This is a genomic window from Novosphingobium sp. HR1a (assembly GCF_015594425.1).
GTDB lineage: Bacteria > Pseudomonadota > Alphaproteobacteria > Sphingomonadales > Sphingomonadaceae > Novosphingobium > Novosphingobium resinovorum_A.
Genome location: NZ_JABXWS010000045.1, coordinates 91,164 through 117,810, shown reverse-complemented (window position 1 = coordinate 117,810; position 26,647 = coordinate 91,164). Strand labels below are relative to the sequence as shown.

At 66.5% G+C, this 26,647-nt stretch carries 27 protein-coding genes; 9 read left to right on the top strand and 18 right to left on the bottom strand.

Annotated features, from left to right (window positions below; translation table 11 throughout):
• Positions 1-6: 6 nt before the first annotated feature.
• Positions 7-657, top strand: a complete 651-nt coding sequence (locus HWN72_RS11155) for a TetR family transcriptional regulator (protein ID WP_008830337.1) — start codon at positions 7-9, stop codon at positions 655-657.
• Positions 657-920 carry a hypothetical protein gene (locus HWN72_RS11150; protein WP_211150304.1) on the top strand — a complete coding sequence of 88 codons (264 nt, stop codon included), beginning with the start codon at positions 657-659 and terminating at the stop codon, positions 918-920. The genes HWN72_RS11155 and HWN72_RS11150 overlap by 1 nt, the downstream gene beginning before the upstream one ends.
• 10 nt (positions 921-930) lie before the next feature.
• On the opposite strand, the gene HWN72_RS11145 is transcribed toward HWN72_RS11150, so the two are convergent.
• The 8 genes from HWN72_RS11145 to HWN72_RS11110 all read right to left on the bottom strand — a co-directional run bounded on the left by HWN72_RS11145 (position 931) and on the right by HWN72_RS11110 (position 9,085).
• Positions 931-1,617, bottom strand: coding sequence for a pentapeptide repeat-containing protein (locus HWN72_RS11145; RefSeq protein WP_211150303.1), 687 nt, complete (start codon positions 1,615-1,617; stop codon positions 931-933).
• Positions 1,618-1,741: 124 nt separating this feature from the next.
• Complete coding sequence (locus HWN72_RS11140; protein ID WP_008830340.1) at positions 1,742-2,755, bottom strand: type II secretion system F family protein; 1,014 nt, start codon at positions 2,753-2,755, stop codon at positions 1,742-1,744.
• A 10-nt stretch (positions 2,756-2,765) separates the two neighbouring features.
• On the bottom strand, positions 2,766-3,737 hold the full coding sequence (locus tag HWN72_RS11135; protein WP_008830341.1) for a type II secretion system F family protein: 972 nt from the start codon (positions 3,735-3,737) through the stop codon (positions 2,766-2,768).
• A 28-nt stretch (positions 3,738-3,765) separates the two neighbouring features.
• Positions 3,766-5,034, bottom strand: coding sequence for a pilus assembly protein CpaE (locus tag HWN72_RS11130; protein ID WP_036523709.1), 1,269 nt, complete (start codon positions 5,032-5,034; stop codon positions 3,766-3,768).
• Positions 5,035-5,039: 5 nt separating this feature from the next.
• Entirely contained in the window at positions 5,040-5,678 is a 639-nt protein-coding gene (locus HWN72_RS11125; RefSeq protein ID WP_211150302.1) for a CpaD family pilus assembly protein, read from the bottom strand.
• A gap of 18 nt (positions 5,679-5,696) precedes the next feature.
• Positions 5,697-7,217, bottom strand: coding sequence for a type II and III secretion system protein family protein (locus HWN72_RS11120; RefSeq protein ID WP_211150301.1), 1,521 nt, complete (start codon positions 7,215-7,217; stop codon positions 5,697-5,699).
• 47 nt (positions 7,218-7,264) lie between these two features.
• The gene (gene cpaB, locus HWN72_RS11115) at positions 7,265-8,272 is read right to left on the bottom strand and encodes a Flp pilus assembly protein CpaB (protein ID WP_211150300.1); all 1,008 of its coding nucleotides are present in this window, start codon (positions 8,270-8,272) and stop codon (positions 7,265-7,267) included.
• 102 nt (positions 8,273-8,374) lie between these two features.
• Entirely contained in the window at positions 8,375-9,085 is a 711-nt protein-coding gene (locus tag HWN72_RS11110) for a prepilin peptidase (RefSeq protein ID WP_211150299.1), read from the bottom strand.
• A 97-nt stretch (positions 9,086-9,182) separates the two neighbouring features.
• Here HWN72_RS11110 and HWN72_RS11105 point away from each other — a divergent pair, with 97 nt between their 5' ends.
• The 3 genes from HWN72_RS11105 (at position 9,183) to HWN72_RS11095 (ending at position 11,505) form a co-directional block, all read left to right on the top strand.
• Positions 9,183-10,148 (top strand): alpha/beta fold hydrolase, encoded by a 966-nt coding sequence (locus HWN72_RS11105; protein WP_008830347.1) that lies wholly within the window; start codon positions 9,183-9,185, stop codon positions 10,146-10,148.
• A 5-nt stretch (positions 10,149-10,153) separates the two neighbouring features.
• Positions 10,154-11,239: an FAD-binding oxidoreductase gene (locus HWN72_RS11100; protein ID WP_008830348.1), complete on the top strand. Its 1,086-nt coding sequence runs from the start codon at positions 10,154-10,156 to the stop codon at positions 11,237-11,239.
• An 83-nt stretch (positions 11,240-11,322) separates the two neighbouring features.
• Positions 11,323-11,505 carry a DUF1508 domain-containing protein gene (locus HWN72_RS11095; protein ID WP_008830349.1) on the top strand — a complete coding sequence of 61 codons (183 nt, stop codon included), beginning with the start codon at positions 11,323-11,325 and terminating at the stop codon, positions 11,503-11,505.
• 3 nt (positions 11,506-11,508) lie between these two features.
• On the opposite strand, the gene HWN72_RS11090 is transcribed toward HWN72_RS11095, so the two are convergent.
• The 4 genes from HWN72_RS11090 to ispH all read right to left on the bottom strand — a co-directional run bounded on the left by HWN72_RS11090 (position 11,509) and on the right by ispH (position 15,148).
• The gene (locus HWN72_RS11090; RefSeq protein ID WP_008830350.1) at positions 11,509-12,612 is read right to left on the bottom strand and encodes an FUSC family protein; all 1,104 of its coding nucleotides are present in this window, start codon (positions 12,610-12,612) and stop codon (positions 11,509-11,511) included.
• Between the two features lie 140 nt (positions 12,613-12,752).
• Positions 12,753-13,187: a ribonuclease HI gene (gene rnhA, locus HWN72_RS11085; protein WP_008830351.1), complete on the bottom strand. Its 435-nt coding sequence runs from the start codon at positions 13,185-13,187 to the stop codon at positions 12,753-12,755.
• Entirely contained in the window at positions 13,184-14,170 is a 987-nt protein-coding gene (thrB, locus tag HWN72_RS11080) for a homoserine kinase (RefSeq protein WP_037519456.1), read from the bottom strand. The genes rnhA and thrB overlap by 4 nt, the downstream gene beginning before the upstream one ends.
• A gap of 3 nt (positions 14,171-14,173) precedes the next feature.
• Positions 14,174-15,148, bottom strand: a complete 975-nt coding sequence (gene ispH / locus HWN72_RS11075; RefSeq protein WP_008830353.1) for a 4-hydroxy-3-methylbut-2-enyl diphosphate reductase — start codon at positions 15,146-15,148, stop codon at positions 14,174-14,176.
• Positions 15,149-15,216: 68 nt separating this feature from the next.
• Between ispH and HWN72_RS11070 the strand changes: the two genes are divergently transcribed.
• Positions 15,217-15,876: a hypothetical protein gene (locus tag HWN72_RS11070; protein ID WP_008830354.1), complete on the top strand. Its 660-nt coding sequence runs from the start codon at positions 15,217-15,219 to the stop codon at positions 15,874-15,876.
• 171 nt (positions 15,877-16,047) lie between these two features.
• Here the strand turns inward: HWN72_RS11070 and HWN72_RS11065 are convergent, their stop codons facing one another.
• The 6 genes from HWN72_RS11065 to HWN72_RS11040 all read right to left on the bottom strand — a co-directional run bounded on the left by HWN72_RS11065 (position 16,048) and on the right by HWN72_RS11040 (position 19,764).
• Entirely contained in the window at positions 16,048-16,812 is a 765-nt protein-coding gene (locus tag HWN72_RS11065; RefSeq protein WP_211150298.1) for a 1-acyl-sn-glycerol-3-phosphate acyltransferase, read from the bottom strand.
• An 8-nt stretch (positions 16,813-16,820) separates the two neighbouring features.
• The gene (locus HWN72_RS11060) at positions 16,821-17,264 is read right to left on the bottom strand and encodes a Fur family transcriptional regulator (protein WP_008830356.1); all 444 of its coding nucleotides are present in this window, start codon (positions 17,262-17,264) and stop codon (positions 16,821-16,823) included.
• 191 nt (positions 17,265-17,455) lie between these two features.
• A complete protein-coding gene (locus HWN72_RS11055; RefSeq protein WP_008830357.1) occupies positions 17,456-17,902 on the bottom strand; it encodes a MucR family transcriptional regulator in 447 nt (148 codons plus the stop codon).
• Between the two features lie 167 nt (positions 17,903-18,069).
• A complete protein-coding gene (locus HWN72_RS11050; protein ID WP_036523731.1) occupies positions 18,070-18,528 on the bottom strand; it encodes a GNAT family N-acetyltransferase in 459 nt (152 codons plus the stop codon).
• Positions 18,525-19,154, bottom strand: coding sequence for a tRNA (adenosine(37)-N6)-threonylcarbamoyltransferase complex dimerization subunit type 1 TsaB (gene tsaB, locus HWN72_RS11045; protein WP_211150297.1), 630 nt, complete (start codon positions 19,152-19,154; stop codon positions 18,525-18,527). Before tsaB ends, HWN72_RS11050 begins: the two co-directional genes overlap by 4 nt.
• 34 nt (positions 19,155-19,188) lie before the next feature.
• Complete coding sequence (locus HWN72_RS11040; protein ID WP_036523735.1) at positions 19,189-19,764, bottom strand: NifU family protein; 576 nt, start codon at positions 19,762-19,764, stop codon at positions 19,189-19,191.
• A 129-nt stretch (positions 19,765-19,893) separates the two neighbouring features.
• On the opposite strand from HWN72_RS11040, the gene HWN72_RS11035 reads away from it, so the two are divergent.
• From HWN72_RS11035 to HWN72_RS11025, 3 genes are all read left to right on the top strand, one after another.
• A complete protein-coding gene (locus HWN72_RS11035) occupies positions 19,894-22,845 on the top strand; it encodes a pitrilysin family protein (protein WP_211150296.1) in 2,952 nt (983 codons plus the stop codon).
• Positions 22,846-23,140: 295 nt separating this feature from the next.
• On the top strand, positions 23,141-24,514 hold the full coding sequence (locus HWN72_RS11030; RefSeq protein WP_036523741.1) for a class II 3-deoxy-7-phosphoheptulonate synthase: 1,374 nt from the start codon (positions 23,141-23,143) through the stop codon (positions 24,512-24,514).
• A gap of 235 nt (positions 24,515-24,749) precedes the next feature.
• Entirely contained in the window at positions 24,750-26,642 is a 1,893-nt protein-coding gene (locus HWN72_RS11025) for a CocE/NonD family hydrolase (RefSeq protein ID WP_008831167.1), read from the top strand.
• Positions 26,643-26,647: the final 5 nt, after the last annotated feature.

Here is a 26,647-nt window from a genome sequence, read left to right as displayed (position 1 = left end):
GCGCCGATGAAGGAACGTCCCGTCTCCCTGACCGCCGGCGCCGTGGAAGTCGCGCCTCCGGGCGCGCGTGCGATGCTGCTCGACACGGCGAGTGCGATCATGCGCGACGGCGACGTGATCGACATCTCGCTTTCCGAACTGAGCCTCCGCTCCGGGTTGAACTCGGCGCTGGTGAAGTACTACTTCGGCAACAAGGCGGGGCTGCTCAAGGCGCTGCTCGACCGTGACTGGGAGGCGATCGTCGTCAGCGTCGACGCGCTCGTCGCAAAGGACGGGTGGGAGCCGGAGGCCAAGCTGCGGCGGCACTTGTGGAAGGTGGTCGATACCTTCTACGAAGTGCCGTATCTCAATCGCCTGACCATGCGCATGGTGCGCGAGAGCGACGATACCGAGGCGCGGCGCATCGCCAATTGCTACCTCTCGCCGATCTACCGAGCTTATGAGCAGCTGATCGGCGACGGCGTGCGGGCAGGGGTGTTCCGCGAGATCGACCCGCAGTTGTTCTACTTCACGGTGACGGGGGCGGTGGACCGCTTCTTCTCGGCGCGGCTGGTGCTCAAGCACTGTTTCGACCAGGACAGCCTGACCGAGGAACTGCGGGACCGTTACCGCGAGCATACGATCGACATCATCATGGCAGGCATCCTCGCGCACTGATGGCCCGCAAGAAGAAGCGTTATCTCACCGCGACGATGGCGGACGGCTACGTCAAGACCATCGGGCCGACGACCGATCCTTTCACGCATTACTGGCGCGTGGTGGCCGAGTTGCAGAACGGCAGGACCGAGGTGTTCTGGGGGCACGCCCGCTCGCTGGCGGAGGCGAAGAAGAAGCGCCTTCCGCTGGACGAAGCAGCGAGGATGCGCGGGTGGAAGGGGTTCGCCTTCGAGATCGCGGAACTGGTGGAGACGGACGGCTGAAACGCCGCCGTCAGCGCACCTTCAGTCCCACTTCGCCCAGCAACAGGGCAGCCTGATCGCGTGAGATCGTCGCGCCGCGGAAGCGCCGCGCATCGCCGAGGGTCACGCCGCCCAGATCGGCGCCGCGCAAGTCTGCACCCTCGAAGCGCGCGCCGTCCACTTGCGCATCGCGCAGGCTGCAGCCTTCGAAAGTGGTCATCCGGAAATCCACCTTGCGCAAGTCGGCCTGTGAGAAGTCGATGCGCTGCAGGGTCGTCTTGCGGAACGACAGGCCGGGCAGCTTCGCACCGACGAGCAGGGTTTCGTCGAAATGGACTTCCAGCGCCTTGAGATCGGACATGTCGGCGCCCGTCAGCTTGCTGCGGGAAAAGCGGGTTCCTTGCAGCATGGCGCGCCGCAGCGCAGAATTGTTGAAGTCGCAGGCGGTGAATGCCGCGTCGCTGAGGTCGCAGCCGATGAAGTCTGCGAAGGCGCCCCGGCACGAGCGCCAGCGGCTCTGCTCCAGTTTCGCGCCGGACAGTTTCGCATGGCGCAGGCTGCACTGTTCGAAGGTCCAGGCGGACAAGTCGAGGCCCGACAGGTCCGCCTCATCCAGATCGCAGTTCGTGATGTGCCAGGGACTGCCGACAAGCGCTTCGACATCGCGCCGTTCCAGCTTGCGATCGCGAACTGTCTGCGCGGCGAAAAGGTCATCCATGGCTGGCAAGTAACCGCAACGACCGGCAGAGACCAGAGGTGCGGGAGAACTTCGCGCGCTGCGCCGACAGTACCGGGAGCGCGAGGGTGCTGACCCTCGCGTCCACCCCTTATTCTTCTGGCCTTTACCCCGCCTTGCCCGGCCCGGTGCCCGAGAACGCATCGCCGATCGAGCATGCCGCCGGGCCGAGGATGACCACGAACAGCGTGGGCAGGATGAACAGGATCAACGGCACGGTCATGATCGCGGGCAGGCGCGCGGCCTTTTCCTCGGCGCGCATCATACGTTCGTTGCGGAATTCGGCCGAGAGCACGCGTAGCGCAGAGGCCAGCGGGGTGCCGTAGCGTTCGGTCTGCACCATCGTCGTCACCACGCCCTTCACCGCGTCGAGGTTGACGCGATAGGCGAGGTTCTCGAACGCGGCGCGGCGTTCGGTGAGGAACGAGAGTTCGATCGAGGTCATCGAGAACTCGTCGCCCAGTTCCGGGTAGGCGCGGCCCAGTTCGCGTGAGACGCGCTCGAAGGCGGCGTCCACGGTCAGGCCCGCTTCGGCGCAGATGACGAGCAGGTCGAGCGCGTCGGGCAGGCCCTTGCGGATCGCGTCGGTGCGCTTGGACACGAGGTTCTGGATGTAGATGTCCGGGCCTTTGTATCCGGCTAACACCATCGCGGCGAAGGCCATGAACTTCTTGAAGTCCGACCACTGCGGAAAATAATCGATCCCGTAAATCACCAGCGCGGCGAAACCGCCCAGCACGATCGGCGCGACGAGGCGGGCGAGGACGACCGCGACGGCCCATTCCTTGTTGCGGATGCCGGCCTGCGCCAGCTTCTGCTGGATGGTCTTGATCTGGCTGTCCTGCAGCATCCGCGCCTTGCCGAGGAACGCACCCATCTTGTCGGTGGTGTCGTTGCGGCGGATCAGGCTCTGGCGCTTGCGGGCGGTGGTGATGATGCCCGCCTTGAGATGCTCGCGCCGGGCGTTCAGCGCCTTGACGCGCTTCTGCATCGGATCGCGGATGGTGATCGCGGTGTAGATCGCGAAGAGCACCGCGGCGGCCGCGACGATGGTGAGCAGTGTCCCGACGTAAGTGACGTCGAAGCCGAGGAGGGTGGGACCGGCGGGTTGTTCGAGCATGTGCTGGTCCTCAGATCTCGAAGCTGACCATCTTGGCCATGATGAAGGCACCGATGCCCATCCAGATGGCGCCGCCGATGCCAGCGACCATCAGGCGCTCGTCGATGAAGAACTGGCCGATGTACTGGGGGCTGATCCACCAGATCATGAAGAAGACGATGAACGGCAGCGAGCCGACGATGTAGGCCGAAGCCTTGGATTCCGAACTCATCGCACGGATCTTGAGCTTCATCTGCGCGCGCTTGCGCAGCACGTCCGACAGGTTCGCCAGCGTCTCCGCCAGGTTGCCGCCGGTCTCGCGCTGGATGGCGAGGGTGATGCAGAAGAAGTTGAATTCGGGCATGTTCAGGCGGTCGGCGGTTTCCTGGAGGGCATCCTCCATGGTCTTGCCGACTTTCATGCGGTCGGTGATCAGCTTGAATTCCTCGGCGACGGGGCCGGGGATTTCCTGCGAGACGATGGTGAGCGTCTCCGAGACCGGCAGGCCCGAGCGCAGGCCGCGCACGAGCAGGTCGATGGCGTCGGCGAACTTGACGGTGAAGGCGTTGGAGCGGCGCTTGATGAAGTGGCTGACGACCATGTGCGGCAACCCTGCGCCGATGAAGACGCCGAAGGCGAGGGCAAGGAACAGCGCGCCCGTCTTCATCAGGATCAGCAGCGTTATCACCGCGCCGAGGCCGATCGAGCCGTAGAGATACTGCTGCAAGGTCCAGGGCAGGCCCGAACGGTGCAGACGCAGCGCCAGCGCCTCCGCGCGCGAGGCGGAGCCGGCGATCTGGTGGATCCTCGGCTTGCGGGCGGCGACGGCGCGGCGCATCTGCGCCTCCAGCCGGTCGCTGGCGTTGTTCGAGTGGCGGAAGCGCACCGACTTCAGGCGCCGGGTCGATTCCTTCTTGGGGTTTGGCCCCGAAAGAAGCGCCCAGACGAGCAGCGCGAAGCCCGTGAGCCCCGTCGTCACCATGATGACCTGAAGGAAGTTCATATCCTGTCGAACCTTGCGAACATGCGCCTTACGAGGACGCGGGAGCCTTCTTCTTCGCCTTGGGCATCATTGCCTTGAGGTCGAACTTCCCGAGCAGCGAGGGCTTGGCGGCGGCGCCGTCGTCCTCGGCGATATCGGCGATGTCGCGGGCAAGGTCGCGCAGCACGGCGCCGGCCTTGGTGGCACGGTTGGCGTCGGCGAAGGTCTGACCCAGCTTTGCGGCCATCGATGCGGCCTTGAGGTCATAGGGGATCGAGACGTCGATCCTGGTCTCGATCGAGGCTTCGAAGTCGGCCTTGCTGATCTCCGCCATCGCCGTCTGCACTTTGTTGGCGACGATGATCACGCGGGTCTGCGGCGCATTGGCCTTGAACCACGAGAGCAGGCGGATGGTGTCGCGCGCCGACGCCAGCGTCATCTCCGTCACCAGCACTGCGACGCCGAGGTCGGCGACGAGCTGGGGGAAGTTGATCAGCATGTTGCGCGGCATGTCCACCACGGTCATCTCGAACGCGGCGCGGAATTCCTCCTCGAGCTGTACGAAGGCGGAGCCGTCGGTCAGCAGCGGTGCGTTGATCGGCGCTTCGGCCGAGAGGATCGCGAGATTGTCGTTCGCGCGGATCATCGCACGCTCGATGAACAGGCCGTCGATGCGGCTGGGGTTCTCGATCGCGTCGGTCAGGCCGCGGCCCGGCTCCAGATCGAGGCAAAGCGCGCCGGTGCCGAAGTGGATGTCGAGGTCGAGCAGCGCGGTCGGCAGCTTGTGGTCGGTGCTGAACAGCCACGCCAGCGACGTCGCCAGCGTCGATGCGCCGACACCCCCGCGCGTGCCGATCACGGCGGTCGAGATATGCCGCTTGCCCGCAGCGACGTCATGCGTGCGCGGGGTCGAGAATACCGACTGCGCCTGGGCCAGTGCGTCGCGCACGGCGGCGGACTGCAGGGGCTTGAGCAGGTAGTCGTGGATACCGCTGGCGATGAGGTCGCGGTAGAGGCGCACGTCGTTGACCTGGCCCACCGCGACGACGACCGTGCCCGGCTCGCAGACTTCGGCGAGGGCGTTGATGTCGCTCAGCGGGTCGCCGCTCTCCGAAAGATCGACGAGCAGGATGTTCGGGCTGGCCGAGATCGACAGCGACTGCACGGCATTGCGCAGGCCGCCCTTGTGGCACTTCTCCGGCTGCCAGCCCATCTCGATGGCGATGGGGCGCAGCACGTCCAGCGAGGCCTCGTCGCACAGGAATGCGGCGAACTGGTCGCGGCCGCCGGGGCCGCCCGTCTTCCAGGGAGCGTTCATGGCCATCAGTTGCCCTTGCTGCCGGTCGCGGAGACCGAGTTGCCCTTGCCGGTAGGCGCGGCGGCGCGATAGGCGTCGATCGCCTTGTTCGACGTCATTACCGTGGTCGATCCGGTGTCGGTCTGGCCGTGGATCAGGTCTTCCGGATTGGCGACCATCGCGGCGAGGTTCGAGTTCACCGAGCAACCGTAGTTGGTCGAAGTGGCGTTGCCCGGGTTGAAGTCGCTCTTGGCCGACCAGTCCGGGCAGCCCGGGACATAGGCCTTCGCGCGGCTGATCGTGACGCGGGTGGTGCCTGCGGGCACGGTGCCGCTCGGGGTGGTGGCTTCGTCGAGGACGAGGCCGTAGCGCTCCGCCACCGCCGCGATGGCGCTGCGGGTGGCGGTGCTCATGCCGGGATCGTCCACCGAGATCCGGTCGCCGTACTTGAGGCCCATCGCCTCGAACCAGCCTGCCAGGCGGCCTTGCTCGCCATAGGCGAGGCCCGCGCCGCTGCTGGTCACGTCGATGCGGTAGTCGGACTTTTCGACCACCGGCTGGTGGACCGAATAGACCGAGCGGTTGTCCGGCACGCCGCCGCAAGCGGCCAGCGAGAGGCCGAGGCCGAAGGCGATGGCGGTACGGGCGAGAGTAGCTTTGCGCATGGTGATCCCCTTTCTCGCTTAGAAGCTGAAGCCGGGCTTGGCGGAGTCGTCGGCGGCGGTGCGCTTGGTCTTTTTGTCCTTCGACGGGACAGGGGTAGCCGCGCCGATGCCCGGACCCGTGGCTCCGGACGGAGTCTTCGTCGCTTCCGGACGCTTGTCGCCGCCGGCACCGTCGCTATCCATGTTACCCAGGATGCGCTGCAGTTCGTTGGGCGACTTGAAGCCGTCGGTCGGCAGCGCGATCTGCGAGGGCGAATTCATCGGATTCACCAGATAGGGGGTGACGATGATGACCAGTTCGGTTTCGCCGCGCTTGTAGCTGGTGGAACGGAACAGCGAGCCGAGGATCGGCAGGTCGCCCGCGCCCGGCATCTTCTGGATGGAATTGGCGGTGTTGTTGCTCAACAGGCCGGCAATCATGAAGCTCTGGCCCGAGCCGAGTTCCACGGTCGTCTCGGTGCGGCGCACGGTCAGCGCCGGAATCGAGTAGCCGTTGAGCGTTACCGCGCCTTCGCTCGAAAGCTCCGAGACTTCCGGCCGCACGCGCATCGAAATGCGACCGTTGGCCAGCACAGTGGGCGTATAGCTGAGGCTGACGCCGTACTTCTTGTACTCGATCGAGGTCGAGCCGAGGCCCTGGCTCAGGGGAATCGGAAACTCGCCGCCGGCCAGGAAGTCGGCCGTCTCGCCCGAAAGGGTGGTGAGGTTGGGCTGTGCCAGCGTGCTGACCAGGCCGACCGTCTCGCCCGCATCGAGCGCGCCGAGCAGGTCGATGCCGAGCAGCTTTCCGCCAAGGCCGAGGGTGGTGCCGGTGGCGTTGGGCGTGATGGTGGAATAGTTGCTGCTGGCCTGCGTGGCGATGCCGATCGGCAATGCCGGGTTGTAGTTCGGGAACTTGCCCGAGCCCTGGCCGATCACGAACTTGGCGCCGGTAGTGGCATCGGCGCTGGTGATGTTGACGCTCATCGACTTGACCAGCGAGCGGCTGACTTCAGCGATGCGCACCTGCAGGTTGACCTGCAGCGGCGTGGCGATGCGCAGGCGGCTGATGACGTTGGCTTCCTTGCCCGCGTAAGCCGTGACGAGGCGTTCGGCCTCGGCGGCGTCTTCGGGGTTCTTGATCGTGCCGGTCAGCAGGAAGGTGCTGGAGCCCATCGTCGAGACGCCGATGTTGGCGTCCGGTATCGCGAGGCGCAGCATCGAATCGACGCTGTCGAGGTTCGATCCCACGCGCACCGTGCCCGACCACACCACCGCGCCCGCCGCATTGCTGGCGTAGACCGTGGTGGTGCCGCCGGCCTTGCCGAACACGTAGAACTGCTTCGACGACTTGACCTGCACGTCCGCGACCGCGTCGTTGGCGACGAAGACGTCGGCCATCGAACCGGGAACGTTGACGAGTTGGCCGCTGCCGATCGACAGGCTCACGTCCTGTGTCGGGTGGACGACCGAGGCCGTCTGCGCCTGCGCCGGAGCGGCGGTCATGGGGGCCAGCATGGTGGCGGCGATCAGTGCGGACTTGAGAAGACGCTGCTTCATCGAATTGCCCTCAAAGGGTGACGGACGGTGCGTGGACGCGGTCATCGTTACTTGCCCACCGGCTCGACGGTGGTGTCCTTGCCGCGGGTCACGCGGACCACGGGGCCGACATGGACCGGCGCTGCGGCCACCTGCGGCGCGGCGCCGACGGCGGGAGCGGGGGCCGGAGCGCCGCCGCCCTGTGCCGGGCGGCTCGAACGCTGGAAGCGCGAGACGTCGGCGCCGGTGACGTACGTGGTGGCGCCGTCCATCGGGCGGTTCATGGCCTGGCTCATGAACTTCTCTTCCTGCTCGCGGGTCGCACCCTCGGGCAACTTCACGTCGCCGCTGGCGAGAATACGGTCGAATTCACCCTGGTTGTCGGAGATCGCGCGCAGCGACAGGCTGAGCGTGCCGATGGTCTGCGCTACGGCGACCTTCTCGGCGATGCGCGGGGTCACTTCGAGGGTGACGGTGCGGAAGCCCTGCACGACCGTCTTGCCGTCCTCCACCGTGCTGGCGGTGGCCTGGTCCGTCGCGAGAACGCGCAGGTTGCGCAGGATCGTCTCGGCGGTGCGCAGCGAGTCGCCTTCGCCCTTCACGTCCTGCGTGAGGACGAGGTCGATGCGGTCGCCGGGGAATACGAAGCCGCCGACGCCGGTGTCGGCCGAGACCGAGATGGTGACGGCGCGCATGCCCGGTCCGAGTGCGGCGGCAAGGAACCCGCGATCGCCCGGCGCGACGAGCGCTCCTTGCGTCAGCGGCTGGCCGGCGGTGATCGGAAAGCGCACGACGGTGCCGAGCAGCTTGGTCATGTCGGCCTTGCCATCGACGTAATAGGCGTCCTGGACGAGGTTGTCCGGCCAGCTCTGGAAGGAGACCGAATCGGCGGTGATGATCGTGCCCACCGGCAGCGCGCGCTGGGCGACCAGCACCTTGGGGCCATTCTGGTCGGCGGCCGGAACGGCTCCGGCCTGCGGCGCGCCCCCGCCTGCGAACATCGTCCTCGCAGCAAATGCGGTGAAGGCTGCGACGAGCAGCGCAACCGCGAGCAGCACCACTTTCTTCCTGTCCATGGCTTGGAAAGCCCCTTAGCAAAATCCCCGAACTGTTCGGACTTATGAGGTAAATTGGTTAAGAACGGGTTCACCCCGTTACTTGCGTAAACCGCGTTAGCTTCAGCCTGCGATTCCGGCGGAATGCGCGGCGCTGAGCGTCTGCGAACCCATCACCCACAGCGATGCGGCGGCGATGGCGATGCCGTAGGGCACTTCGATTCGCGACTTCTGGCGGCGCATGATGTGGCGCATCCCGAAGAGGAACAGGCCCAGCACCACGATCGCGGCGAGGGGGATCGCCCAGAGGCCCGGCAAGACCCCGGCGATGGCCTCCATGGTGGCCCGTTCCACCACCGGGCGATGCGTGGCGACGGCGAAGACGATCGCGCCCGCGCACCACACCCAGGCGAAGGCGACGAGCCCGGCGAGGGCGTCGCGCACCATCTCCTTGCGCCCCGGCTGCATGTTGAACGCGGCCATCGCCAGCGAAGCGCCGCCGCCCAGCACCGCCATCAGCACGACCAGTTGCAGGAACGCGGCAGGCGAGAACCACAGCGCGAGCGCCGTCAGCAGCTTGACGTCGCCGCCGCCCATCTGGCCGATCGCGAAGAGCACGCAGGCCACCGCGAACGTCGCCGCCGCCAGCCCGATCTGGACGCCGATGTCGAAGGGGCCGAGCCCCATCGCCAGCCACCACAGCGGCGCGGCGACCGCGATGCCCAGGTTCAGCCAGTTGTCGATGTGCCGCGCGCGCAAGTCGGTGAACGCCGCGACGAGCAGCGCCGTTGCCAATGCGGCCAGCAGTGCGTAGGAAAATACAGCGCCCGTCATGCTTTTCATCCTATCGGATCGAGAGCGCTCTACCTCGGCAACCGCTACCAAATAGTAACCACGACATATCGATCACGAACCGGGGCTTCCCATCATAGTGACCTCCGCCGTCGAAAGTCTCGTCAAGTCCCCCGCGCGCCGGGCGATTCCCGCCGAAGCCCGCGAATCGCGCTGGGCCTTGCCCGATGGCCACCTGCTGCGCCGGATCGACTGGCAGGGCGGCAGGCGCGGCTCGATCCTGTTCATGCCCGGGCGCGGCGATGCTTACGAGAAATGGCTGGAAACCCTCGACGGCTGGCACCGCGAAGGCTGGAACGTCACTTCGGCCGACTGGCGCGGGCAGGCGGGTTCGGGCCGCCTCGGCCGCGATGCGGCGACGGGCCACGTGCCCGACTTCGCGCTTTGGGTGAAGGATTACGCCGCGCTCTATGCCGACTGGGCCGCCTCGACGCCGGGACCGCACATTGCCATTGCGCATTCGATGGGCGGGCAGATCGTGCTGCGCGCGGTAGCCGAAGGCGTCGTGCGGCCCGATGCGCTGGTGCTCTCCGCACCGATGCTGGGCATTCATCCGACGTGGATTCCGGCAGGCGTGCTGCACCGGGTCGCGCGCGGCATCGTGCGGCTCGGCGATCCGCGCCGCCCGGCATGGAAAGGCGGCGAGAAGCCCGGCGCCCAGCCGAAGGCCCGCAGCCTGCTGCTCACTCACGACGAGAGCCGCTACGACGACGAGGACTGGTGGCGCCGCAAGCGCCCCGTCATCGGCATGGGCGCGGCCAGCTGGGGCTGGATCGAGCGTGCGCTCGCCTCGATCCGCTCGCTGGAGCGGCCCGGCGTGCTGGAGGCGGTCGAGGTGCCGGTCTTGCTGCTCGGCACCAGTATCGACGGCCTCGTCTCCTGGCGCGCGATCCGCCGTGCCGCCGGACGCTTGCCGCATGGCGAACTCGTCGCCTTCGGGTCCGAGTGCCGCCACGAAATCCTGCGCGAAGTCGATCCGGTGCGCACTCTTGCGCTCGATGCCATCAGGGACTTTCTCGATCGCCGTGCCCCCGCTAGGGGCTGACCGCGATGGAAGCAGCGTTCGATATCGTCGTCGTCGGGGCCGGCATGGCCGGGGCATCTCTGGCCGCGGCCATCGGCACGCGCGCAAGGGTGCTCATGCTGGAGGCCGAGGAGCGCCCCGGCTACCACGCCACCGGCCGCTCCGCCGCGTTCTGGACCGAGAGTTACGGTGGCCCCGGCGTCCAGCCGCTGACCACCGCCTCCGGGCCGGCCCTGCGCGAACTCGGCGTCCTGACCCCGCGCGGCGCGCTGACGCTCGGCCGGGCCGGGCAGGAGCGTGACGTCGAACTCTTCGCCGAACGCTACCGCACGGCAGGGGTGGAAATGCACCTGCTGAGCTGTGCGGAGATCGTCGCCCGCGTGCCCGGCCTGTGCCCCGAATGGACTTGCGGTGCACTGGAGCCGAGCACGTGCGACATCGACGTGGCATCTCTTCATCAGCACTACCTTGCTGCGGCACGCCGCGCAGGTGTCGAGTTATGGTGCCGCGCCGGACTGACGGCGGCGCAGCGCAACGCCGATGGCTGGGCGCTGACGCTCGCGGACGGGCGGCAGGTGCAGGCGGGCGTGCTGGTGAACGCGGCCGGAGCCTGGGCGGACGGCGTGGCAAGGCTGGCGGGCATCTCCCCGCTCGGCATCGCGCCCTATCGCCGCACAATCGCGCAAGTCGCCGTCGCCGCCGATGTGCCTGACGACCTGCCGCTGGTCCTCGACGTGGCGGAGACGTTCTACTTCAAGCCCGAGAGCGGCCGCCTCTGGCTCAGCCCGCATGACGAGACGCCGAGTGCGCCGTGCGACGCCGCGCCCGAGGAGATCGACGTGGCTCTCGCGGTCGACCGCTTCGAACACGTTGTCGACTGGGCAGTCGAGCGGGTGGAGCATCGCTGGGCGGGCCTGCGCTCGTTCGCGCCGGACCGCCTGCCGGTCTACGGCTTCGCGCCGGACGAGCCTGCGTTCTTCTGGTTTGCCGGGCAGGGCGGGTTTGGCATCCAGACTGCGCCCGCCGCCGCCGATCTTGGCGCGCGGCTGCTGATGGGCGAGGCGCCGGGCGAGGTCGATCCGGCTCCGTTCGCGCCGGGTCGCTTCGGCTGAGTTCGACCTTCGCGGCGCTTGCGTCCATGCGCGCAAATTGCTCATCTGCGGCTGGGAAATGACACCCGCATGGAGAGTCGCAAATGGCCCATCGTTTCGAAATCCGGAAGAACAAGGCCGGAGAGTTCGTCGCCTACTTCTGCTACAACTCCGAGACCATGTTCTGGACCGAAGGCTATTCCAGCAAGGCCAGCGCGAAAAGCGCGATCGAATCGCTCAAGAAGAACGGTCCCGGCGCCGAAGTGGTCGATACGACCACCGACTGAGCATCATTCCGCGTTCGGGGCGTCCGGGGAGCCTTGCGGCACCTTGCGCCCCGGCGCGACGAAGTGCCAGGCGAGCAGCACCGGTTCCAGTACTGCCATGCCGACGAACACGCTCAGCAGGCGCTGCGCAGCGGGGCCGGCAGCGGCATGTTCGTAGCTGTCGGGCACCAGCACGACCAGCACTGCCAGCGTGAACTGCAGGCCAAGGTAAGTGACCTTGGGCAGACCGTTCTCGATATGACGGCCGATGATGATGCCGAGGCAGGTGCCGGCGATGAGCACCGGTGCGCTTCCTTGCGCCAGAAGCAGCACGACCAGTGCCAGCCCGCCGCCCGCGATACACCCGAGCGCGCGCTGGAACAGCCGCCGGGATACGGGGACGAAGCCGCTGGCGCCGATCCCGGCGACCGGCACGATCATCACCGCCATGATCGTCACTGCCGCCTGCGGCAGCTCGGGCAGGTCGAACAGCGCGTGGAGCAAAGGCAGCATCGCGATCGCAAGCCCCGCCTGCGAGGCATGGCGCGCCGCGTGAGGGTGCCAGCGCATCCGTTCCGGCGGGGCCTTGCGATCCATCCACCAGCGCTTGCCTGCCAGCGCGCCTGCCGTCAGGCTCACCAGCGTGCAGGCGACGGTGCCCGCGACGACTTCCAGCAGGCGCGTCTGGGCGAAGTGGATAGTGTCGAGGTCCGGCCGCTCGATCTTGTCGAACAGGATCATCTCGAAGGTCAGGCCAAACAGCAGCCAGGCGTAAGCGCGCCGCGCCGTCAACATCCCGTAGAGACCGATCGCGCCGACCAGTTCGGCTGCGATCATCGCCAAAGGCAGCGAGCGCGCGGCATAAGGCACCACCAGCAGTGCAAGGCCCGAGCCTATCGCCGTGCCGACGATCCGCATCACCCCGCGCACAAGCGTCTCCGCCACGTCGCTCTTGAGCAGGACGAAGGCGCTGAAAGCCGCCCATGACACCATCTCCGCGCCGATGGCACGGGCGATGACGATCGCCAGCAATACGGAGGCGACGCAGGCCCACTCGTCCGCCATACGCGGGCCGGGGGTGACGAGCGCGCGGATTTCGGTCTTCAGGATCGGGGGAAGAGAGAGCATCGCGGTGACCTTAGAAAACCCACCCCGCTGCGACTAGGCGATAAATCGCCAAATCTCGCGACCCTCCCGCAAGCGGGAGGGCAAGTTCATGTCTCCCCTCCCGCAAGCGGAATGGGCCGGGGATGGGCCTTCGCTTTGCGTTAAGCCGCCGCCTTCGCCGCGTCGCTCGCCAGCTTGTCCACGCGCTCGTTCTCGGCATGGCCGCTGTGGCCGCGCACCCATTGCCATTCGACCTTGTGGCGACCGGCGGCCTCGATCAGGTCGTGCCACAAGTCGGCATTGCGGACCGGCTGCTTGCTGGCGTTGATCCAGCCCTTCTTCTTCCAGCCGTGGACCCACTTGGTGATCCCGTCGATGACGTACTTGCTGTCGGTGAAGAGGGTGACGTCGCAAGGCTCGATCAGGGCGCTCAGGCCCTTGATCGCGGCCGTCATCTCCATGCGGTTGTTGGTGGTGTCGGGCTCGCCGCCCGACATCTCCTTCTCGTGCGGACCCATGCGCAGCAGAACGCCCCAGCCGCCGGGGCCGGGATTGCCCTTGCAGGCGCCGTCGGTGAAGATCTCGACCTGCTTCATGCGAATACTCCCGCATTTTCCGGGTTCGCGTAGAAATCCAGACGCCGGGCGAAGGCCATCGGGTCCTTGGGCGTCACGAGCGCATCGGCAGGCGTATTGAGCCAGTCGTAGGCCCGTGTCGCCAGGAAACGCATCGCTGCTCCCCGCGCGAGCAAGGGCAGCGCCGCGCACTCGGCCTCGCTGAGCGGGCGCACCGCGGCATAGCCCTCGAGCAGAGCGCGGGAGAGCGCCGGGTCGAACCGGGCGCCGTCGGAACTGAAGCACCATGCCGCATGTGTCACGGCAACGTCGTAAGCGAACAGGTCGGTGCAGGCGAAGTAGAAGTCGATGAGTCCTGTAACCTTGTCGCCGAGCATCAGGACGTTGTCGGGAAACAGGTCGGCATGGATCACGCCGCGCGGCAGATCGGCGGGCCACTCGGCGGCCAGCAGCGCCAGTTCGCGCTCGACGATTCGGCCAAGTTCAGGGTGGATCGATTCGAGCGCCTCGCGCCCGCAATCCTTGAGCAGTTGCTGCCAGGCCGGGAGCGCCAGCGAGTTCTCGCGCGATGCGGGGAAGTCAGCCGCCGCCAGATGGATCTGCGCGAGCGCTCCGCCGACCGCACGGGCTTGCTCGGGCGTTGGCTCGGAGACTGAGACGCCGGGCAGGAACTCGATCAGCGCGAGCGCCTTGTCGCCCTCGGGCGTGCGGTGCAGGCGGTGGCTGGCGCCCTCGCAGTCGTGCATGGTGCGGGCGACGGGCGCGCCGTGCGCGGCGAGGTGATCGAGCAGATCGAGGAAGAACGGCAGGTCCGCGATCTCGGTGCGGCTCTCGAACATCGTCAGGATGAAGCGGCGCGCGGTTCCGGCTTGCTCGGTCTCGATCAGCCAGTTGCTGTTGGAGACGCCCTCAGCGATGCCCTTGGCGGACGTCAGCGTGCCGACGTCGAACGCGGCGATGATCCCGGCCATCTCTTCGGCGCCGAGCCTTGTGTAGACTGCCATGGTTCAGCGGGCCAGCTGGCGGGGGAGCTTGAAGGTCATGTGCTCGCGTTCGGTCACGATTTCCTCGGCCGCGACGGTGCGCAGCTCCTTGATGCGGGCGATCACTTCGTTGACCAGTTCCTCGGGAGCGGAAGCCCCTGCGGTGAGGCCGACGGTGGCGATGCCTTCCAGCCATGCCGGATCGATCTCGGTCGCGCGCTGGATCATGTGCGCAGGCGTGCCGCAACGCTCGGCGACTTCGACGAGGCGCAGCGAGTTGCTGCTCTTGGGCGAGCCGATCACGATCACCAGTTCGCACTGCGGCGCGATCTGCTTGACCGCCGCCTGCCGGTTGGAGGTGGCGTAGCAGATGTCCTCGGCCTTGGGCGCGACGACCTGCGGGAAGCGGGCCTCGATCGCCTTGATGATGGCGTGGGTGTCATCCACCGACAGCGTCGTCTGCGAGAGGTAGGAAAGCTCGGTGCCGGGCGCGAATTCCAGCGCGGCCACGTCCTCGACGGTCTCCACCAGCGTCATGTTGCCTTCGGGGACCTGGCCGAAAGTGCCGATGACCTCGGGGTGCCCGGCGTGGCCGATGAACAGGATGTGGCGCCCGGCCTCGATCTGGCGCTCGGCCTGACGGTGGACCTTGCTGACCAGCGGGCAGGTGGCGTCGAGCCATTCCAGCCCGCGCGCACTGGCGGCTGCCGGGACCGACTTGGGCACGCCGTGAGCGCTGAAGATCACCGGCACGCCGTCCGGGACTTCGTCCAGTTCCTCGACGAAAACGGCGCCCTTGGCCTTCAGGCTGTCGACCACGAACTTGTTATGGACGATCTCGTGGCGCACGTAGACGGGCGCGCCGTAAAGCTCGATCGCACGTTCGACGATCTCGATGGCGCGGTCCACCCCGGCGCAGAAGCCGCGCGGGGCGGCGATCAGGAGGCGGATCGGGCTATCGGCGGCACTCGCCGTCGTGGACTGAAAGGGCGCGTTCATGTTCGTCCCCCTAGCGCTTTGCCGCGCGCCTCGCTAGGGCAAGCGCACGCCATTCGAGGAAGTTCACGATGAATGCACGCCGCCTGACCGCTACTGTCCTGTGCTCCGCCGCCGCGATGACCGCGCTGAGCGGGTGCAAGACCAAGGGCGAGATCGTGGTCGATCAGGGCGTCGGCATCACCGCCGTGCGCTCGAAGTGCCCGGCGGTCGGCATTCCCGACTACACCGGCGACATCACCACCTTCCGTGGACCGGCAAAGACTGCCGACGCGATCGACGTCACTGCCTCGATGACCCAGGTGCGTGCGCAGTGCGACGAAGCCGTGGGCGAGAAGGTGACTTCGACGGTGACGTTCCAGGTGCTCGGCCGCCGCAGCGACACGGCCGGGGCGCGTCAGGTGACGCTGCCGTTCTTCGTGAGCGTGCTGCAGGGCGGCACTTCCGTGATCTCCAAGCGCGTGGGCAACGTGACGCTCAGCTTCGCGGACGGGCAGGCCCGTGCGCAGGCGAACGTGAGCACCAACGCCTTCATCGATCGCGCCGCCGCGACGCTGCCCGACGAGATTCGCGACCGCATCACCCGCAAGCGCAAGGCCGGCGACACCGACGCTGCCGTCGATCCGCTGTCCGAGCCCGAGGTCAAGGCTGCGGTCGCCCGCGCTTCGTTCGAGGTGCTGGTCGGCTTCCAGCTCGACGAAGGCCAGCTGGCTTACAACGCCACGCGTTGAGGGTGTGGCTGGGGCGTGTGAGCCTCGCCTTCTTCCGCGTGATGCTTCCGATTGAAAGTTTGCCGTCATCCCCGCGAAGGCGGGGACCCAACTGACGCCCGTTCGACAGGCACCATCAGGAGATGGGTTCCCGCTTTCGCGGGAATGACGACGATATAATCGAAGCTGGGGTCAGAACCCCGACCGCGCCGTTTCTATCGCTGTTCGAGCGGCCGCAGCCATGCGCTTGCGGTCGGCGCGATCCTCGGGCGAGAGCGGCGGCAGGAAGTGAAGCGTCAGGTCCACCGGCCGCCAGCGCGCCAGAATGGCGAGAGCATTATCGAGCCCCGGTTCCTCGCCCACCCAGGCTACCGTGCGGGTTTCCGCACCGTAGTCGAGCCACACCGGCTGCACCGGAATATCCGAATCGCCCTCGATCGCGGAAAGCAGCGAGGACTTGAATGCCAGCGTGCCGGTTCCGTCCGAAGTCGTGCCTTCGGGGAAGATCGTCAGCGCGCCGGTATCGCTCAGCGCGGCGCGAACCTGCTCGATTTGAGCGGAGACGCTGCGGCGTTCGTGCCGGGCGACGAAGACGGTGTCGTTCATTTCGCACAGCCAGCGCAGCGGGCCGATCTGCGCGAGGCCGTCATGCGCGACGAAGGCGCTGCCGGTGCGCCCGGCGAGGGCGAGGATATCCAGCCAGCTGACGTGATTGGCGAGGAAGAAGGTGCGCCGGGCCGGGCGGGCGCCGCGAACCTGCACGCGAAGGCCCGCGATGGCGCCGACACCGCGCAGGAACCGGCGCGGGACCGGGTTGCGCGCGGTGAACGGTGCGAAAATGTAATAAAGCGCCACGCTCGCCACCAGCAATGCCAGCATGGCGGCAAGGCGCAGCGCGATCAGCGGCCAGCCCCAGGCCGCGATACGGCGGTCGGCGAGGGGCATGGTCGTGGTCATAGTATCGCTTAGCGGCGCGGAGTGGTCTCGCCGTCCTCGCGGTCGAGGCGGACGCCATAGAGTTCCATGCGATGGTCGACGAGGCGGTAGCCCAGGCGCTCGGCGATCTGGCGCTGCAGGGCTTCCAGTTCGGGATCGACGAATTCGATGACCTGGCCGCTCTCGACGTCGATCATGTGATCGTGGTGCGCCTCGGGCGCGGCTTCATAGCGGGCGCGGCCGTCGCCGAAGTCGTGGCGATCGAGGATGCCTGCCTCTTCGAACAGGCGCACCGTGCGGTAGACCGTGGCGATCGAGATGCCGGGGTCGATCGCGGTCGCACGTTCGTGCAGCTTTTCGACGTCGGGGTGGTCGGTGCTTTCCGATAGGACCTTGGCGATCACGCGACGCTGTTCGGTGATGCGCAGGCCACGCTCGGCGCAGAGGGCTTCGATGTCGATGGGTTGGTTCACGGTGGACCTGTAAGTAAAGAAGAAGGCGCACCGCCTAGATAAGGCGATGCGCCTGCAATCACAACCGAGTTGGACGGTCGGTTACCGGACCCTGGCAATCGATCGCACCCTTTGTCCCCGGAAAATCGAATTTCCGTAACGTGAGTGCGGGTGCGTCGGAGGTCAGGCCTCGGGCGACCGCCCAAGAAGGATCAGGCTGCGGCGGTCTTGGGCTTGCGACCGCGGCGCGCGTTCGACTTGCGGCCCAGGCCGATCTTCTTCGCCAGTTCGCGGCGCTTCTCGGCATAGTTGGGGGCGACCATCGGGTAATCGGCGGGCAGGTTCCAGCGCGCGCGGTAGTCTTCCGGGGTCATGTTGTAGTGCGTCATGAGGTGGCGCTTGAGCATCTTGAGCTTCTTGCCGTCCTCAAGGCACACGATGTAGTCGGGCTTGACCGAGGCGCGGATAGAAACGGCAGGCTCGGGCTTCTCTTCCTCGACCACAGGGGCGCCGCCGAGGCCGGCGAGGGCACCGTAGACGTTGGTGATGAGAGTGGGAAGATCTTCGACCGAGACGCTGTTGTTGCTGACGTGCGCGGCGACGATGTCCGACGCGAGCGTGATCAGCGTCTCGTTCAGGTCGGTCTGGATGGTTTCCATTTCTACTACGTCCTTTGGTGCGACCAAGTTATTCAGGCAGCAAACCTTTGCAGGTCTGCCTGTGCGACGCAATGAACGATTTTCACGACGAGTGCAAGTTCGATTCAAAGTTGCACGTGACTTGCATTAATCGATTCATGAATGAAAAGGGCCACTTCGACCCTATTTCAACCGATGTCGCAGGCAAATGTAACAGCGTCGAGCCGCTGACCGCTTGGAGTGCGATAGTATTCGCGTCTTTCGCCAATCGGGTAAAAGCCGAAATTTCTGTAAAGTGTTTCGGCAGGATTACCTCTTCTCATTTCGAGAAGCAGCCGATGCGCGCCGCGACTGATAGCACCGATGCGAAGGTTTTGGAGAAGTGCGCGCCCAAGTCCTTGTCCGCGACTTTCGGGGGTTACCGCAAGGAGCAGAAGTTCTTCTTCTTCAAATCCGGTGCGCGACAAGAAAAAACCCGCGGCCGATTCGGTCTCGTCCGGTGTGTGACCTTGCGCACACAAGACTTCGTAATGGCAGTTCCCGAACTTCAGCGCGTCCTCGACTTGGCGCCGATTCCACGCTTCGCCGTAGACCGGGTCGAACGATGCGGTCATGACCGCCATGATCCGGTCGATATCGTCGATCATGCCGCCCCCGCAGGCAACTTGGCATCGGGGCCGCGTCCGTAGAGCGGATGAGTCTCCGTCAGCAGCGCCGTCTCGGGCAGGAGCAGAAAAGCGCGCGCGTCGGGAAGCAGGGGCAATGCCCGCCCGGAGCCTCGCGCCGCGATCAGTGCCTGCGCCTGGCTGCCGACGACGAGTTCTTCGGTCACCGAAGCGGCGGCGGCATCGGGGCGCAGCGAGGCGAGGGCGTGTGTGCCGGTGCCGTCGGCGGCGAAGCCCTCGACGAACCATTCGCCGTGCCCGCCCGAGGTGGCGACGGCAAGCGGCCGGTTCCCTTCGCTGCCGCGGGCCATGGCTGCGATGAGGGCCAGTGTGGGATAGCCGACCGTGTGCGCTCCCCAAGCCAGCGCCAGCGCGCGAGCGGCGGCGAGGCCGACGCGTACGCCGGTGAAGCTGCCGGGGCCGAGCGCGACGGCGATGCGGTTCGCGCGGCCCTTGCCGGGCAAGGCGGCGATCATCGGCACCAACGCTTCGGCATGGCCGCGCCCAAGCAGGCGATATTCACCCGCGACGAGGGTATCGCCCGAGAAGAGCGCGACCGAACAGGCGTCGGTCGCGCTGTCGATCACCAGGGTGGAGGCGGCCGTCACGCGAATATCCCGCGCCGCGTCGTCATCGCGCCGTTCAGGCCGCGCGGACTTCGCTGACTTCGGGGACGTAATGCTTGAGCAGGCTTTCGATGCCATGCTTGAGCGTCGCCGATGAGGACGGACAGCCCGAGCAGGCGCCCTGCATCGAGAGGTAGACGACGCCTTCGCGGAAACCGCGGTAAATGATGTCGCCGCCATCGTTGGCGACGGCCGGGCGCACGCGGCTTTCGATCAGGTCCTTGATCTGGGCGACGATGTCGGCGTCGGCCGGGTCGTCGCCATAATCCTCGTCCTCGGCCGGCACCGAGAAACCGCTGGCGTCGCCGCCGGTGAACAGAGGGGCTTCCGAAACGAAATGGTCGAGCAGGATCGCGACCACCTGCGGGCGCAGCGAGGGCCACTCGACGCCGGGCGCCGCCGTAACCGCGATGAAGCTGCCGCCGAAGAACACGCTGACCACGTCACCGAGGTCGAACAGCGCCTGTGCCAGCGGCGAGGTTTCCGCATCCTCGGGCGAAAGGAATTCGCGCGTGCCCGAAGTCATGACCTGCCGGCCGGGCAGGAACTTGAGCGTCGAGGGATTGGGCGTTGCTTCGGTTTCGATGAACATGATGATTGCGATTTAGGTGAAGTGTCGGAAGGGTCAAGGGCACAAGGGCCATGAAAGCGGCGAAACGAGCGCCGAAATGACGGCGCTATTCACTGGCCCTTAAGGAGAGGCCTCCCTATACCTTGCGTAATGACGACCTCCCCGCGCGCCGCTCGCTCGCTCGCCTGCCTGCTTCTCCTTGCCCAGGCTCCGATTCCGCTCCTGCTGGTGCCGGAGGCGCAGGCGCAAACCGCGCAGCCTCAGTCGGTGCCCGATACTGCGCCGATCGTGGCCCCCTCGGTCGGCCAGGCCGATCCGTGGCTCTATCGCGGCAGCGACATTCCGCATGATCCGGAATGGCACTTCGGCGAACTGCCCAATGGCATCAAGTATGCGGTGCGCAAGAACGGGGTGCCGCCGGGCCAGGTCTCGATCCGCATCCGCGTCGATGCCGGTTCGCTCTACGAGACCGATGGCGAGCGCGGCTATGCGCATTTGCTGGAGCACATGCTGTTCCGCCAGTCGAAGTACATCCCCGAGGGCACCGCGATCGCCGCGTTCCAGCGCCTCGGGGCGACTTTCGGCAGCGATACCAATGCGGTGACTTCCACCACGCAGACCGTGTTCAAGCTCGACCTGCCCAATGCCACGCCGACTTCGCTGGACGAGACGTTCAAGCTGATGAGCGGCATGGTCACCGCGCCGACGCTCTCGGCCTCGAACCTCAAGCAGGACCTGCCGATCGTGCTGTCGGAAATGCGTGAGCGGGGCGGTGCCTCCAAGCGTGTGTCCGACGCGATGCAGAAGGTGCTCTATGCCGGGCAGCCGCTGGCCAACCGGGAGCCGATCGGCACGCTCGAATCGCTGACTTCGGCGACGCCGCAAAGTGTGCGGGCGTTCTATTCGCGCTGGTATCGCCCGGACAACGTGGCGGTGATCGTCGCCGGTGACGTCGATCCTGCGATGCTGGAAAGCTACGTCAAGAAGTGGTTCACCGACTGGAAGGTGCCCGGTCCCAAGGCTGTGGCCCCCAGCTTCGGCGATCCCGAGGCACCTGCGGGCGCCGATCCGAAGAACCCGGTGGGCGAGACTCGCGTGCTGGTCGAACCCGACCTGCCGCCCTCGCTGATGTACGCGGTGCTGCGCCCGTGGCGGCAGGTTATCGACAACATTCCCTACAACCAGGGCCTGATGACCGATGCGCTGGCTCAGGCGATCATCAATCGCCGCCTTGAATCCAAGGCGCGGGCAGGGGGCAGCTTCCTGTCGGCCTCGGTCAATCAGGACGATGTCGCGCGCTCGGCGGACGCGACGTTCGTGTCGGTGACGCCGCTGGGTGATGACTGGCAGGCCAGCCTTCGCGACGTGCGCGCGGTGATCGCCGATGCACTCACCCGCGCGCCGACGCAGGCGGAGATCGACCGCGAGGCGGCCGAGATGGAAGTCGCTTTCCAGGTCCCGGTCGAGCAGCAGCGTATCCTGCCCGGCAGCAAGATCGCCGACGACCTCGTCAACGCGCTCGACATCCGCGAGACGGTGGCCGCGCCGCAGGACGTGCTGGACATCTTCCGCAAGTCGAAGCCGTTGTTCACCCCGCAGGCAGTACTGGAGCACACTCGCAAGCTGTTCACCGGCAACGTCACCCGCGCCCTGTTCACCGTGCAGAAGGACGGCGCCGCGACCGACAAGGCGCTGCAGCTTGCGCTCGCCGAGCCGGTCAAGGCCGACGCCAGCGTGCGCGCGGCACTCAAGCCGATTTCGTTCGAGAAGCTGCCCGCGATCGGTGCGGCTAAGAAGGCGGTCAGCGACGTGCCGACCGGCCTCCTCGAAATCGAGGAACTGACTTTTGCCAACGGCGTGAAGGCGATGCTGTGGCCGGTGGTCGAGGAGCCGGGCCGCGTCATGGTCAAGGCGCGCTTTGGCGGCGGCTACCGCTCGATCGACCCGAAGGATGCGGCCTACATCACGCTGGGCAATTATGCGCTCGTCGGTTCGGGCCTTGCGACGCTGGGTCAGGACGACCTCGACCGCATTTCCACGGGGCGCAAGATGGGCTTCGACTTCGAGGTGCAGGACGCCTCGTTCCAGCTCTCCGCAGAGACGCGTCCGTCCGACCTTGCCGACCAGCTTTATCTCTTCGCGGCCAAGCTGGACCTGCCCAAGTGGGACGTCGCGCCCTTCACTCGCGCCAAGGCCGCGGCGGCGATCCAGTACGCCACGTTCAACACCTCGCCGCAGGGCGTGCTGAACCGCGACCTGCAGTTCTACCAGCGCGGTCAGGACAAGCGCTTCGCCACTCCGACGCCCGACCAGATCGAGGCGACGACGGCGGACGGCTTCAAGCGCGTCTGGAGCAAGGCGCTCAAGGAAGGCCCCGTCGAAGTCCAGATCTTCGGCGACTTCGACAAGGCCGCCGCCATCGCCGCACTGGAGAAGACCTTCGGCGCGCTCAAGTCGCGCCAGCCCGCGCCGGTCAGCGCGGTGCAGGCGAAGATCGATGTGCCGCAGCCGTCGGACAAGCCGATCGAGCTGATCCACCACGGCGATCCGGATCAGGCGGCGGCAGTGGTTTCGTGGCCGACCGGCGGCGGTGTCATGGGCATCCGCGAATCGCGCCAGCTGGAAATCCTCACGCAGCTGTTCACCAACCGCCTGATGAACGCGGTGCGTGAGAAGCTGGGCGTGTCATATGCGCCTTACGTCTATTCGCAGTGGCCGGTGGACCTTGCCGCGGGCGGCTCGATCACGGCGGTGGCGCAGGTCGATCCCAAGGCGGTGCCGGTGTTCTTCCAGACCGCCGACGAGATCGCGCAGGACCTCATCGCCAACCCTCCCACGGCGGACGAACTGGCGCTCGTCACTGAGCCGCTGCGCCAGCAGGTGACCCGTGCGGCGTCGAGTACCTCGTTCTTCATGAGCCAGCTCGAAGGCGCGACGACCGATCCCACCCGCATCGGCACCGTCCGCTCGGTGCTGAGCGACTATACGGTGACCACCCCGCAGGCGATGCAGGCGCTGGCGGCGCGGTATCTCGGCCGCGACCATTCGTGGCGGCTTGAGGTCATGCCCGAGGGCAAGGAAGGCGGCGTGGCGGGGAAGTAAGTAGAAGCCCACCCCCAAGCCCCTCCCGCAAGCGGGAGGGGAGCAGAACGTATCGCCCTCCCGCTTGCGGGAGGGCCGCGAGACTTGGCGAGACTTGGCGATTTGTCGCCTAGTCACAGCGGGGTGGGCCTTTCTCATACCCATCACGCAACCGATCACCATGATCGCCAAACCCGGCTTTGCAAAAATTGCCGACAAGCGCTAAAGGCCGCGCCTTGCTTGCGCTGCCCGGGAGGACCTGCAGCGCTTGGAAAAGCCCACACAATCAGGTGACGGGCCAGAGGAGTACGATACAGTGGCTACCAACTGGACACCGGAGAGCTGGAAGACGCAAGAGGCGCGCCACCTCCCGGTTTATGGCGATCAGGCGAAACTCAGCGAGGTCGAGGCCACGCTTGCGAAGTTTCCGCCGCTCGTCTTTGCCGGTGAAGCCCGTGCTCTGAAGGCCGACCTTGCCGAAGTCGCCGCCGGTCGCGGTTTCCTGCTCCAGGGCGGTGACTGCGCCGAGAGCTTCGCCGAATTCAGCGCCGACAACATCCGCGACAGCTTCCGCGTGCTGCTGCAGATGGCGGTGGTGCTGACCTTCGCCAGCAAGCAGCCGGTGGTGAAGCTGGGCCGCATGGCTGGCCAGTTCGCCAAGCCGCGCTCGGCCCCGACCGAGATGGTCGGCGGCGTCGAGATGCCCAGCTACTTCGGCGACATCATCAACGGCATCGAAGGCAACGCCGAGGCGCGCCGCAACGATCCCGAGCGCATGCTGCGCGCCTATGGTCAGTCGTCCTCGACGCTGAACCTGCTGCGCGCCTTCGCGCACGGCGGCTATGCCAACTTGCGCCAGGTCCACCAGTGGACGCTCGACCACATCGGCCGCAGCCCCTGGGGCGAGAAGTTCTCGCAGATGGCCGATCGCATCGGTGAAGCGCTCGACTTCATGGCGGCTTGCGGTGTCGAACCCAGCTCGGTTCCGCAGCTTCAGGGCACCGACTTCTACACCAGCCACGAAGCGCTGCTGCTCCCTTACGAGCAGGCGCTGACCCGCCGCGATTCGCTGACCGGCGACTGGTACGACTGCTCGGCGCACATGCTGTGGATCGGCGACCGCACCCGCTTCGAGGGCTCGGCGCACGTCGAATACCTGCGCGGCGTCGGTAACCCGATCGGCATGAAGTGCGGTCCGTCGCTTGAGCCGGACGCGCTGCTGCGGATGCTCGACACGCTGAACCCGGGCCGCGAGCCGGGCCGCATGACGCTCATCAGCCGCTACGGCCACGACAAGGTCGAAGCCGGCCTGCCCAAGCTGGTGCGCGCCGTGAAGCGCGAAGGTCATCCGGTGGTGTGGTCGTGCGACCCGATGCACGGCAACGTCATCAAGTCGGACAGCGGCTTCAAGACCCGTCCGTTCGACCGCATCCTCGCCGAAGTGCGCGGCTTCTTCGCGGTCCACCGCGCGGAAGGCACGCATGCAGGCGGAATCCATATCGAGATGACCGGGCAGGACGTGACCGAGTGCACCGGCGGCGCCATCGCCATCACCGACGAGGCGCTGAAGGACCGCTACCACACGCACTGCGATCCGCGTCTGAACGGTGCGCAGTCGATCGAACTGGCGTTCGAGATGGCGGACCTGCTGAACCTTGAGGCTACTCAGGGGCAGAAGCAGGCGGCTTGAAGTTGAAGGGGAAGGCAGGGGTTTACCACCCCTGCACCCCGTGAAATGGCTTCGGTGTGCACGCAGTCGCCGCAGTTCTAAATCGCGCCGCAGGCTTTTAGGTCTTCCGGCTTACCGTCCGGCATGACGATGCGGCGCGCGTAATCTCGACGAAATACGGGGTGCAGGGGTGGTAAACCCCTGCGTCTCTCTTCCCGTCTTGACCCCAGGAAATGCACGGTCCACCCATGCGACCATGACAAAGCATTTCCGCCCCCTCGGCTATACTGCCGCCGCCGTCGCGGCCCTCGCTCTTGCCTCGTCGCTTTCCGCGCAGGCGCCCACCGACACCATGATGAACGAGCAGGTGAAGTCCTACGACTGGGTTCGCCCTCAGGCGGACTACGTGCGCAAGACGGTGATGATCCCGATGCGTGACGGGACCAAGCTGTTCACCGTCATCATCTATCGCAAGGGCACTCAGGACGGCCCGATCCTGCTCAGCCGCACGCCGTACAATGCGGACAAGATGAGCAGCCGCAACCGCAGCCAGAAGATCGAGGAAATCCTGCCCGTCGCCGACGCCGAATTCGTCAACGACGGCTACATCCGCGTCTATCAGGACGTGCGCGGGCTGGACGGGTCGGAGGGCGACTACGTCATGAACCGCCCGTTGCGCGGGCCGCTCAACAAGACCAAGGTGGACCACGCCACCGACGCCTACGACACGATCGACTGGCTGGTGAAGAACGTGAAGGAAAGCAACGGCAAGGTCGGCATTACCGGCTCGTCGTACCTTGGCTTCACCTCGCTGATGGCGCTGATCGATCCGCACCCGGCGCTCAAGGCTGCGGTGCCGCAGAGCCCGATGGTCGATGGCTGGATGGGCGACGACTGGTTCCACAACGGCGCCTTCCGCATGTTCGGCTTCGATTACGACCTCGGCCAGACGGTGAAGAAGGGCGGCGGCGACGTTCCGCGCGGCGGCGGTGACGACTACACCGCCTACCTCGAGGGCGGTTCGGCGATGGATTATGCCAAGGCATATGGCCTGCTCGACCTGCCGGTGGTGCGCAAGGTGCTGGAGCACCCGAGCTACGACGCATGGTGGCAGGGGCAGGCGGTCGACAAGCTGCTCGGCGCGCGCAAGCTGACGGTGCCGACGATGCTGGTGGTCGGCCAGTGGGACCAGGAGGACAGCTACGGCGCCCCGGCGGTCTATCAGGCGCTGAAGGCGGGCGGCAACGACAACGTCAGCCTCGTCATCGGTCCGTGGCGTCATTCTCAGGTGAACTACGAAGCACGCGAACTCGGCCCGCTCAAGTGGGAGGGCGACACCGGCCTGCAGTTCCGCACGCAGTACATGAAGCCGTTCTTCGACTGTCACCTCAAGACGAACGCGCCTGCCTGCGATACGCCGCCGGTGCTGACGTACGCCACGGGCGAAAACAAGTGGGAGGTGTCGCAGGCATGGCCGGCGGGTGCCTATACGCCGCTCTACCTCGGCGCGAATTCCTCACTGTCGTGGAGCAAGGGCGCGGCCGGGACCGACAGCTACGTCTCCGACCCCGCGAAGCCCGTGCCGATGCTGCCGCGCCCCGTCCACATGAAGGGTGATGAGTGGAAGACCTGGCTGGTGCAGGACCAGCGCTTCGCTGACGGCCGTACCGACGTGCTGAGCTACCAGACCGGCGTGCTCGACAAGCCGGTCCACATCAAGGGCGCGCCCAAGGTGGACTTGCGCGCGGCGACGTCCGGGCAGGACAGCGACTATGTCGTCAAGCTGATCGACGTCTACCCTCAGGAGAACACCGCCGATCCGAAGATGGCGGGCTACCAACTGGGCATCGGCATCGAGATATTCCGCGGCCGCTACGTCGGTGGTTTCGACAAGCCGCAGGCGCTGGAGCCGGGCAAGGTCTACGACTTCAAGTGGGCGCTGCCCAACGTCGATCATGTGTTCCTGCCGGGCCACAAGATCATGGTGCAGGTGCAGTCCAGCCTGTTCCCGCTCTACGATCGCAACCCGCAGAGCTGGGTGCCCTCGATCATGGACGCCAAGCCCAAGGACTACGTGAAGGCGACCGAGACGGTGCACTTCGGCGGCGATCAGGCCAGCGCGGTGTGGCTGCCGGTGGCTCAGGACTGATCTGA